14 protein-coding genes are annotated in these 10,367 nt (G+C 51.0%); 1 reads left to right on the top strand and 13 read right to left on the bottom strand.

Features of this window, described 5'->3' with window-relative positions; all coding sequences use genetic code 11:
• From OI69_RS19455 to fkpA, 9 genes are all read right to left on the bottom strand, one after another.
• A partial coding sequence (locus OI69_RS19455; protein WP_000031650.1) for a GTP-binding protein occupies positions 1-126 on the bottom strand: 126 nt, incomplete at its 3' end.
• Positions 127-195: 69 nt separating this feature from the next.
• A complete protein-coding gene (fusA, locus tag OI69_RS16140; protein WP_039352652.1) occupies positions 196-2,310 on the bottom strand; it encodes an elongation factor G in 2,115 nt (704 codons plus the stop codon).
• Between the two features lie 96 nt (positions 2,311-2,406).
• Positions 2,407-2,877 carry a 30S ribosomal protein S7 gene (rpsG, locus tag OI69_RS16135; protein WP_009111198.1) on the bottom strand — a complete coding sequence of 157 codons (471 nt, stop codon included), beginning with the start codon at positions 2,875-2,877 and terminating at the stop codon, positions 2,407-2,409.
• Between the two features lie 96 nt (positions 2,878-2,973).
• On the bottom strand, positions 2,974-3,348 hold the full coding sequence (rpsL, locus tag OI69_RS16130) for a 30S ribosomal protein S12 (protein WP_005969567.1): 375 nt from the start codon (positions 3,346-3,348) through the stop codon (positions 2,974-2,976).
• A gap of 131 nt (positions 3,349-3,479) precedes the next feature.
• Positions 3,480-3,767 carry a sulfurtransferase complex subunit TusB gene (gene tusB / locus OI69_RS16125; protein ID WP_039352647.1) on the bottom strand — a complete coding sequence of 96 codons (288 nt, stop codon included), beginning with the start codon at positions 3,765-3,767 and terminating at the stop codon, positions 3,480-3,482.
• 18 nt (positions 3,768-3,785) lie between these two features.
• The gene (tusC, locus tag OI69_RS16120; protein ID WP_039352643.1) at positions 3,786-4,145 is read right to left on the bottom strand and encodes a sulfurtransferase complex subunit TusC; all 360 of its coding nucleotides are present in this window, start codon (positions 4,143-4,145) and stop codon (positions 3,786-3,788) included.
• An 8-nt stretch (positions 4,146-4,153) separates the two neighbouring features.
• Complete coding sequence (gene tusD, locus OI69_RS16115) at positions 4,154-4,543, bottom strand: sulfurtransferase complex subunit TusD (protein WP_039352641.1); 390 nt, start codon at positions 4,541-4,543, stop codon at positions 4,154-4,156.
• Positions 4,543-5,265: a helix-turn-helix transcriptional regulator gene (locus OI69_RS16110; protein WP_010296984.1), complete on the bottom strand. Its 723-nt coding sequence runs from the start codon at positions 5,263-5,265 to the stop codon at positions 4,543-4,545. The genes tusD and OI69_RS16110 overlap by 1 nt, the downstream gene beginning before the upstream one ends.
• Positions 5,266-5,549: 284 nt before the next feature.
• Complete coding sequence (fkpA, locus tag OI69_RS16105; protein ID WP_039352637.1) at positions 5,550-6,368, bottom strand: FKBP-type peptidyl-prolyl cis-trans isomerase; 819 nt, start codon at positions 6,366-6,368, stop codon at positions 5,550-5,552.
• A 282-nt stretch (positions 6,369-6,650) separates the two neighbouring features.
• Here fkpA and OI69_RS16100 point away from each other — a divergent pair, with 282 nt between their 5' ends.
• Positions 6,651-6,869 (top strand): protein SlyX, encoded by a 219-nt coding sequence (locus tag OI69_RS16100; protein WP_039352634.1) that lies wholly within the window; start codon positions 6,651-6,653, stop codon positions 6,867-6,869.
• Between the two features lie 66 nt (positions 6,870-6,935).
• Here the strand turns inward: OI69_RS16100 and slyD are convergent, their stop codons facing one another.
• From slyD to kefG, 4 genes are all read right to left on the bottom strand, one after another.
• Entirely contained in the window at positions 6,936-7,514 is a 579-nt protein-coding gene (slyD, locus tag OI69_RS16095; RefSeq protein WP_039352631.1) for a peptidylprolyl isomerase, read from the bottom strand.
• Positions 7,515-7,635: 121 nt separating this feature from the next.
• Positions 7,636-7,830, bottom strand: coding sequence for a YheV family putative zinc ribbon protein (locus OI69_RS16090; protein WP_039352629.1), 195 nt, complete (start codon positions 7,828-7,830; stop codon positions 7,636-7,638).
• Between the two features lie 58 nt (positions 7,831-7,888).
• Complete coding sequence (kefB, locus tag OI69_RS16085) at positions 7,889-9,700, bottom strand: glutathione-regulated potassium-efflux system protein KefB (protein WP_039352626.1); 1,812 nt, start codon at positions 9,698-9,700, stop codon at positions 7,889-7,891.
• Between the two features lies 1 nt (position 9,701).
• Complete coding sequence (gene kefG, locus OI69_RS16080) at positions 9,702-10,253, bottom strand: glutathione-regulated potassium-efflux system ancillary protein KefG (protein WP_039352623.1); 552 nt, start codon at positions 10,251-10,253, stop codon at positions 9,702-9,704.
• Positions 10,254-10,367 lie beyond the last annotated feature (114 nt).

Here is a 10,367-nt window from a genome sequence, read left to right as displayed (position 1 = left end):
ACCACCGTAGGTTTTAGCCAGAACGGTAGTGATTGCAGCAGTCAGAGTAGTTTTACCATGGTCAACGTGGCCGATAGTACCGACGTTAACGTGGGGTTTTGTACGTTCAAATTTTTCTTTAGACACGGCGATATTCCTTACTCAAATGCTCTCCCCCTATGGAGAGAGCACGGGATTTTGTTTTAACCCTGAGGCTTATTTACCACGGGCTTCAATTACGGCCTGAGCAACGTTGTTAGGCGCATCATCGTACTTCAGGAACTCCATGGAGTAAGAAGCACGGCCTTTGGTCAGAGAACGCAGTTGAGTTGCGTATCCGAACATTTCAGACAACGGAACCTCAGCGTGAATCACAACGCCAGTAACGTTGGACTCTTGACCACGCAGCATACCACGACGACGGCTAAGGTCACCGATGACGTCACCAGTGTTCTCTTCCGGCGTTTCTACTTCAACCTTCATGATCGGCTCAAGCAGAACAGGTTTTGCTTTCTTAAAGCCATCTTTAAAGGCGATAGAAGCAGCCAGTTTAAACGCCAATTCAGAGGAGTCAACGTCATGGAAAGAACCGAAGTGCAGACGCACACCGAGATCTACCACTGGGTAACCAGCCAGAGGACCGGCTTTCAGTTGCTCCTGGATACCTTTATCAACGGCAGGGATGTATTCGCCAGGAATTACACCACCTTTGATGTCGTTGATGAACTCGTAGCCTTTCGGATTTGAGCCTGGCTCCAGCGGGTACATGTCGATAACAACATGACCATACTGACCACGACCACCAGACTGCTTGGCGTGTTTACCTTCGATATCGGTAACTTTCGCACGAATCGCTTCACGATAGGCAACCTGTGGTTTACCTACGTTAGCTTCAACGTTGAACTCACGCTTCATACGGTCAACGATGATATCGAGGTGCAATTCACCCATACCAGCGATGATAGTCTGGTTAGATTCTTCGTCAGTCCATACGCGGAAAGACGGGTCTTCTTTAGCCAGACGACCCAACGCCAGACCCATTTTTTCCTGGTCGGCTTTGGTTTTTGGTTCTACCGCGATGGAAATTACCGGCTCTGGGAATTCCATACGCTCCAGAATGATGACGTTATCTGGATCACACAGCGTGTCACCCGTCGTTACATCTTTCAGACCGATAGCAGCAGCGATATCGCCCGCACGAACTTCTTTGATCTCTTCACGCTTGTTAGCGTGCATCTGAACGATACGACCAAAACGTTCACGCGCTGATTTAACTGGGTTCAGTACGGTATCACCGGAGTTAACCACACCAGAGTACACGCGGAAGAACGTCAGGTTACCCACAAATGGGTCGGTAGCGATTTTGAACGCCAGAGCAGCAAACGGCTCTTCGTCGCTAGCATGACGCTCAGCAGGCGTGTCTTTACCGTCATCCAAAATACCGTTGATCGCAGGAACGTCAACTGGGGATGGCAGGTAATCAACTACCGCATCCAGCATCGCCTGAACACCTTTGTTCTTAAATGCTGAACCACAGGTTACCAGGATGATTTCGTTGTTCAGAACGCGCTGACGCAGAGCTTTTTTGATCTCTTCTTCAGTCAGTTCTTCGCCACCCAGGTATTTTTCCATCAGCTCTTCAGAAGCTTCTGCTGCGGATTCAATCAGGTTCTGGTGCCATTCGTCAGCCAGATCTTGCATATCAGCCGGGATATCTTCGTATTCGAAGGTCACGCCCTGATCGGCATCGTTCCAGTTGATGGCTTTCATTTTCACCAGGTCAACAACACCGGTGAAACCTTCTTCAGCACCAATTGCCAGTTGCAGCGGAACAGGGTTCGCGCCCAAACGGGTTTTGATCTGACCAACAACTTTCAGGAAGTTAGCACCCATGCGGTCCATTTTGTTAACGAACGCGATGCGTGGAACTTTGTATTTGTTTGCCTGACGCCATACGGTTTCAGACTGCGGCTGAACACCACCAACTGCGCAGTAAACCATTACCGCACCATCAAGTACACGCATGGAACGTTCTACTTCGATAGTGAAGTCAACGTGTCCTGGGGTGTCGATGATGTTTACGCGATGCGGTTCATACTGCTTAGCCATACCAGACCAGAATGCAGTAGTCGCTGCGGAAGTGATAGTAATACCACGTTCCTGCTCCTGCTCCATCCAGTCCATAGTGGCCGCGCCGTCATGAACTTCACCGATTTTATGGTTTACACCAGTGTAGAACAGAATACGTTCGGTAGTAGTGGTTTTACCGGCGTCGATGTGCGCACTGATACCGATGTTACGGTAGCGTGCGATGGGTGTTGTACGAGCCATTTGTATCCTCTATATACTAGGGCGTTCAATTTAGTTAACCCAAGCGGGTTGGCTATTTGCAGCGCCCGCTTGGTTAGCATGACTACAGCGAAGGGATTACCAACGGTAGTGAGCGAACGCCTTGTTGGCTTCAGCCATACGGTGAACGTCTTCACGTTTCTTAACAGCAGTACCTTTGTTTTCTGCTGCATCAGAAAGTTCGTTCGCCAGGCGCAGAGCCATAGATTTATCACCGCGTTTACGAGCAGCTTCTACGATCCAACGCATTGCCAGAGCATTACGACGAACCGGACGGACTTCTACTGGTACCTGATAAGTAGAACCACCAACGCGGCGCGACTTAACTTCGACAGTCGGGCGAACGTTGTCCAGAGCTACTTCAAAAGCTTCCAGATGATCTTTACCAGAACGCTGAGCCAGGGTCTCCAGCGCGGTATAGACGATTGCTTCAGCAGTAGATTTTTTACCATCTACCATCAGGATATTTACAAATTTGGCCAGCAGTTCTGATCCGAACTTAGGATCCGGCAGAATTTTACGTTGACCAATGACGCGACGACGTGGCATGGAAATACTCCGTTGTTAATTCAGGATTGTCCAAAACTCTACGAGTTTAGTTTGACATTTAAGTTAAAACGTTTGGCCTTACTTAACGGAGAACCATTAAGCCTTTGGCTTCTTCACGCCGTATTTGGAACGGGATTGCTTACGGTCTTTAACACCTGAGCAGTCCAGCGCGCCACGAACGGTGTGGTAACGCACACCTGGCAGGTCTTTAACACGACCGCCACGGATCAGGATCACGGAGTGCTCCTGCAGGTTATGACCTTCACCACCGATATAGGAGGTAACTTCAAAACCGTTAGTTAAACGAACACGACATACTTTACGCAGTGCGGAGTTCGGTTTTTTAGGGGTGGTAGTATATACACGAGTACATACGCCACGTTTCTGCGGGCATGCTTCCAGCGCCGGAACGTTGCTTTTAGCAGCCTTCAGGGAGCGTGGTTTGCGTACCAGCTGGTTAATTGTTGCCATTCAAAAAGCTCCTGGGTTTTGCTTCGTAAACACGTAATAAATCGCCTCATGTCTGCGCAAGGCAAAGTATGAGGACGCAGAATTTTAGGGCTGGCGGTGGAAGGAGTCAAGAAATATACAAAAATTCAGCGTTACCACGCGAGTTGCTGCGGGTACTCCACCGTCAGTTGAACAAACTCATTATAGTCAATGAGTACGACACTGTTTGAAATTTGTTCAGTTATGCCTCTCGCAGCGACATCAGCCCGGAGCGCATAAAGAGGAACCTCGGGATCCAGAAGACGACGGATACTATCGCCTCCCGCGAGAGCCGCAATGACGCCATCTTGCAATAAGACGACAGCATCCCCCTGCCCCACGCTGCGCAACAGCGCATCCAGGTCGGCGTGATAAGGAGAACATGAGAGCGTATGCAACATAAATGAAGAGATCCGCCGCTAGAAGGAAAGGATGGAATGATAGCTGGACAGCTTACTGCGCCATGCTTGCGGCGCTAACAGTTCCACATCCAAAACCCAGTCCGTATCTGCACTCAACCCGCGCTGGCGCACAGACGTTTCGCACAAATAGCAACTGTCGATATCGTACAGCGGCAGCACGCCAAACGTTGCGATGTAATTACGCATCAAAATCTTTTCCGGCTGTTGCTGCGGCAACAATTGAAGGACACCATCGCCAACAAAAAATACACCAATGTCTTCCGTCAGTGCTGACATCGCCAATAACGCATCCAGCCCTTCTCGACCGGAAGCACTCCCGTGCGGAGAATGCGTGAAAACAAATGCGACTCGTTTCATTGCCTACCTTAAAACTGAATAACCCGATCGCAGGTCAACACCGATTGCGCCAGTTCCCCTAGCCCGCTCAAAACAAAGCCGGGTTGCAGATTCGCACCCGCAAGATTAAGTTGAGCGGCCTGCTGAGCATCGGTTACGCCTCGGCGCAGCGCAGCAGCAACGCAAACATTCAGCGCCACCTGATGCGTTTCGCTCAACTGTTGCCAGGCGCGTACAAGATCAAACTCATCATTAGCAGGTGACGTCAGTTGGTTGGCATTTAGCACGCCTTCCCGATAGAAGAACACACTTTTCAGCTTGTGCCCTTCGGCCAACAGCGCCTGCGCAAACTGCAAGGCGCTGCTCGCTTGCTGTGTACCATAAGCCGGGCCAGTCACCAGCAAACAGTAACTCAGCATTAACGTTCATGCCCGCTGAAGTCACCGCTTTTAAATTGACGGATATAGAGATAGACGGTGTGCTTGGAAATATTCAGGCGTTCGGCGACCTGATTGATGGCGTCTTTAATATCAAAAATGCCTTTCTCATACAGGCTCAGAACGATTTGACGATTTTTCGCATTATTGGAAACATTGCGATCCGCATTCACTTCCTCAATCGAAAACTCCAGCGTTTGCGCCACGAGGTCGTCAACCGATGAAGCGAAGTTAACGGAAGAAGCAGCATCGTGCGTTTCAGGTGGAATAAAGGTCTGCACGATCTGGGAGAAAGGGACATCCAGATTCATGTTGATACATAGCAGCCCGATTACGCGCTGGTCGCGATTACGGATAGCAATCGTCACTGACTTCATCAACACGCCGCTTTTTGCCCGGGTAAAATAGGCCTTTGACACGCTGCTATCTTCACCTGCCATGTCATGCAGCATACGCAATGCAAGATCCGTAATCGGCGAGCCAATCTTCCTGCCAGTATGCTCTCCATTCGCAATACGCACAGCGGAACATTTAAGATCCTCAAGCGAGTGCAACACAATCTCACAGTGCTCGCCAATCAACATGGCCAAGCCATCAACCACCGCTTCATACGATTTCAGGATCTCATAATCCGTTTGACTGAACGGACGTTCATCCAGCAAATCAAGCTCATAAGATTCGCCAGAGACAAGCGAATTAGACATGGCAGACACCACCCTCAGCATCATTTATCCCCTAATAATTCGAGTTGCGTGAAGGCAGCCAACGCACAAGCAGCTTGAAGTATGACGGGTATATTTATTTTGTATTGACAAGGAGCCTAGTTTAGCAAATGTCCACACTCTCGTCCCTGAATTTCATAAGCGGCTGTTTAGCGTAGCGTAATCTCATCTTACTGTAGCCAGCATTCCCAGCGATTTAATCTTCCTAATGGATACGCAAAAAAAAACCGCAGGACAAAGCCTGCGGTCATAGGTTGTCGCGAGACTTATTTCGCAGCTTTTTCTTCTGCTGCTGGTTTTTCAGCTTTCGCGTCATCCGCTGCTTTCAGGTCAGCTTCAGATTTAATGTCCAGCAGTTCAACGTCAAACACCAGCGTAGAGTTAGCCGGAATGCCAGGTACGCCGTTTTCACCGTATGCCAGAGCAGGCGGGATAGCCAGCTTGATTTTACCGCCTTTCTTAACGTGCTTCAGACCTTCGGTCCAGCCTGGGATCACACCGTCCAGACGGAAAGACAGCGGTTCACCACGTTTGTAAGAGTTATCGAACTCGCTACCGTCAACCAGCGTACCTTTGTAGTTAACCACTACGGTATCGCTGTCTTTCGGTGCGTTTCCGCTGCCTTCTTTCTCAACTTGATACAGAAGGCCGGATGCCGTTTTCTTCACACCTTTTTCTTTAGCAAAGGATTCAAGATACTTGGCGCCTTTATCCGCGTTATCTTTCGCATCTTGTTTCATTTTGGCTTCAGCGGCGGCTTTTACTTTTCCTTCAAAGCCTTGCAGCGTTTTCTCGATTTCTTCGTCAGTCAGTTTGCTCTTGTCAGCAAACGCATCCTGCACGCCAGCAATCAACTGCTCTTTATCCAGCTTAATACCTAATTTTTCTTGCTCTTTCAGGGAGTTGTCCATGTAACGCCCTAAAGATGCACCTAACGCATAAGCGGCTGCCTGCTCATCGTTTTTGAATTTGGCGGTCGCAGTGTTGTCAGATGCCTGCGCATTGTCTGCCGCCAGAACCTGACCTGCGTTCAGCGCCAGAGCCATCGTTGTTGCTAACAGCGTTACTTTAAACAGTGATTTCATCCATTTCTCCAGCATCTGGAGCCACGCGCTCCAGCCATCATTAAAATACATTCGCGTCTACTATAACTGTGCGGGTGAAGACAACACAACGACGCACTCGACAATCCTTTGATAAAAAACGTCAGGAAGTTTTTCCAACCGCATTTGTGTCGTCCTAAGACCGTCTGGCAACGAATTGCCCCATCTCGAATAGCGCATTGCGCCCTACTGCGACCGTTTTTACTACCAGAAGTTTCCGCTTTCTGACAAACTCGCAGGTAACAAGAAGTAAGGGGAATATCGATGTCACCATCAGCACTTGAAGAACGGCTCGAACAGTTGGAAAGCCGACAAGCTTTCCAGGAACTCACCATAGAAGAACTTAACCAAACGGTTATTCAACACGAGTTGGAAATTAGCCGCCTGCGCGAACATGTACGTTTACTCACCGACAGGGTGCGTAATCAGCAAACCTCGCTCGTTGCCCCTCAGTCGGAAGAAACACCGCCGCCGCATTACTGATGCCCGTCAGATATAAAAAAACCTCAGGTGAAAATCAACCTGAGGTTTTTTATGCATTACAACCGATTAGTGGCAGCCGCATCCACCGTGGCCGCCGCAGCCGCCTTTACCGTGCTGATGGCCGTGGTCATGATCGTGGCCATGACCGCCGCAGCAGCCGTCACCATGTTCATGATCGTGCTCACCGTGAACGTGGCCGTGCGCCAGCTCTTCTTCCGTCGCTTCACGGATAGCAACCACTTCAACATTGAAGCTCAGGTTTTGGCCTGCCAGCATGTGGTTGCCGTCAACCACAACGTGGTCGTCTTCAACTTCGGTGATCTCGACCGGAACGGGGCCCTGATCGGTCTCTGCCAGAAAACGCATGCCAACCTGCAACTCATCAACGCCCATAAAGACATCTTTCGGTACGCGCTGCACCAGATTTTCATCATAGTTGCCGTAAGCGTCGCTGGAACCAATGTTGACATCAAATTTCTCGCCCGCTTCACGGCCTTCCAACGCGTTTTCCAGACCAGAAATCAGGGAACCGTGACCATGCAGATAGTCCAACGGCGCGCTCACCGGAGACTCATCAACCAACACACCGTCTTCTGTACGTACCTGATAGGCCAGGCTGACCACCAGATCTTTTGCTACTTTCATGATATCTCCTACCGTTGGAAATCAAACTGGCGCAAATTGTAGCTGAAAAATGTCCCTATGTACCGTCTGGAATCAAAAAACGTCAACCGTTGATGACAATGTCGGCATGGACACGTCTCCCTTATTCAGGCCGGAAGATCCCGATAATCTCGTTCGCCTGCGGAGCGGGTGCTGCCGTCGGCTCATCTGCCTGACTTTGGCGATATCCGCACTTCACGCACACCACCACCTCGACGTCATCTTCTCTTCCCACCGCTAGCGTGTCCTGCGCCTGACACGTCGGGCACACGGCTCCTGCAATAAAGCGTTTACGCATGATAGCTCCGTTTATCTCCCTTCCTGAATCTAGAACCTATTCCAATAGGCGTTGGCGCTTACTCGTCGTCTTCATCCCATACACTAGGCCGCCGACGCTCGTGCTGCATTTCCCGCTGGAAAATATCTTCCAGCTCACGGCGAGCTTCTTTCACACGGGAGATTTGTGCGACATCCCCCGTCAACTGCGGCATCAGTTCACGCAGCATGCGCATATCCAGACGGCGAAAATGCTGTTGTGCACGCATCGCCTGATGTGGGTGCATGCCTAGCGACACCAGCGTTTTCCGTCCCAACTCCAGCGCGCTGGAAAAGGTTTCACGCGAAAAGTGCCTGACACCCGTTTGCAACAGTTCGTGGGCTTCAAGACGTCCACGCGCCCGTGCCAAAATCTCCAGATGAGGAAAATGTTGCTGACACAGATGCACAATGTCCATCGTATCTTCCGGCGCATTGCAGGTAATCACTATCGATTGTGCTTTATCCGCCCCAGCCGAACGCAGCAGTTCCAGTTCAGTGGCATCGCCATAATAAACCTTATAACCATAGCTGCGCATCAGGCTCACGGCGCTGATATCGCGCTCCAGCACCGTAATCCGCATTTTATTCGCCATTAATAAGCGGCTGATCACCTGTCCGAAACGCCCAAATCCCACCACAATCACCTGCGGCTCGTCGTCCTCAACATAGGGCTTTTCATCTGGCATATCCTGCACGTTGTAACGACGCGCCAAAATGCGATCGATCGCCTGCATCAGCAGCGGCGTCGTCATCATCGATAGCGTCACCGTCACCAACAGCAGCGGCAGTTGCTCACCTTTCAGGACGTTGAAGGACGCCGCAGCGGAAAACAGGACAAAGGCAAACTCACCGCCTTGGCTCAGCACGCCGGCAAACTGCAAGCGTTCGGAGCGGCGCATACGATTAATCCGCGCAAGGAAATACAGTACAACCGCTTTCACCGCCACCAGCACCAGCACCGCAACCATAATCTTCACGATATGGGTGTAGAGAATGCCGAGATTCAGCGCCATCCCTACGGAGATAAAAAACAGGCCTAGCAGTAAACCTTTGAACGGCTCAATCGCGATTTCCAGTTCGTGCCGATACTCACTTTCCGCCAGCAAAATACCGGCGATAAAGGTGCCTAACGCCATGGAAAGCCCTAATGCTTCCATAAACAGCGCAGAGCCGAGCACCAACAACAACGCGGCGGCGGTGAAAACTTCACGCACGCCCGACGCCGCAATAAAGCGGAACAGAGGACGCACCAGATAGCGACCACCGATTAACATGCCAAGGAATGCGGCGACTTTCAGCCCGATTCGCTCCCAATCGCCGAAATCCCCCTGCCCCCCGGCCAGAATGGGAATCAGCGCCAGCGCAGGGATAACCGCCAAATCCTGAAACAGCAGGACAGAGAAGCCAAGCTGCCCAGACTCGCTACGATTCATGCCCTTTTCACGCATCAATTGCAGCGCCATCGCCGTTGACGACATCGCCAGCCCCACGCCGCCAATCAGTGCGGATTGCCACGAAAAATCCGTCAGATACAAGGCACCGCCTAAAATCAGCGTACTCAATCCAACCTGAGCCGCCCCAACGCCAAAGATCGAGCGGCGCAGCGTCCAGAGTTTGGACGGATTCAATTCCAGACCGATGATGAACATCAGGAAAACGACGCCCAGTTCTGAAAAGTGCAAAATCGCGTCCACGTCGCGAATAAAACCCAGCCCCCAAGGGCCAATAGCGATCCCGGCGATCAAATAGCCCAGTACGGCACCAATGCCTAATCGTGCCGCAATCGGTACGGCTACGACCGCCACAAACAAAAACAAGACTCCGGCGGTCAGTAGCGCGGAACTCTCCATATCAGCGTTCCTCTTTAGCTAAAGGGGAGGCGAGCCATTCACCGTAAGCTCTGGCTTGACTCGACAACACGTCGGGCTGTAAACGACGCGCCCAGTAAATGATCATCGGGGGCATCCAATGCATCCGGCACATGGCGGCCGTCAGTTCGAATGGGCGTAGCAAATCCTCCATCGGATAACGATTGTTCCTGTTAGGATGGTAGGCTTCTTCCGGTTCACCGGTTGTAATCACCGAACGCCAGTATTTTCCCGCCAGCGCATTACCGCCCATCCCATTGGCAAAACCGCGGGATAACACCCTATCAAGCCACTCTTTCAGCAGGGCCGGACAGCTATAGGTGTAAAACGGGTGTTGGAAAACAATGACCTGATGCTCACGCAGCAGTTGTTGTTCATGATGAATATCGATAAAAAAATCGGGATAGTGCGCGTAAAGATCGTGCACGGTTACATTCGCCAACTGCTGCGCCGGTTGCAATAGAACGCGGTTTGCCACCGAATCCTGTGGTTCCGGATGGGCATACAGCAGCAAAATCTTCGGTGGCTGCGACATCATTCCCCTCCAAAGCGTCGTCATGATAAGGGTTTTCCGTTACCATGCTGCGCAACGACTAAAAACGGGACACCGCGTGTCCTGATATGTCCATAATTTAACATACTCTGAACA

It is taken from the genome of Pectobacterium fontis, assembly GCF_000803215.1.
Taxonomy (GTDB): Bacteria; Pseudomonadota; Gammaproteobacteria; order Enterobacterales; family Enterobacteriaceae; genus Pectobacterium; species Pectobacterium fontis.
The sequence above is the reverse complement of the archived record's forward strand: the minus strand, read 5'-3'. Positions and strand labels throughout refer to the sequence as shown.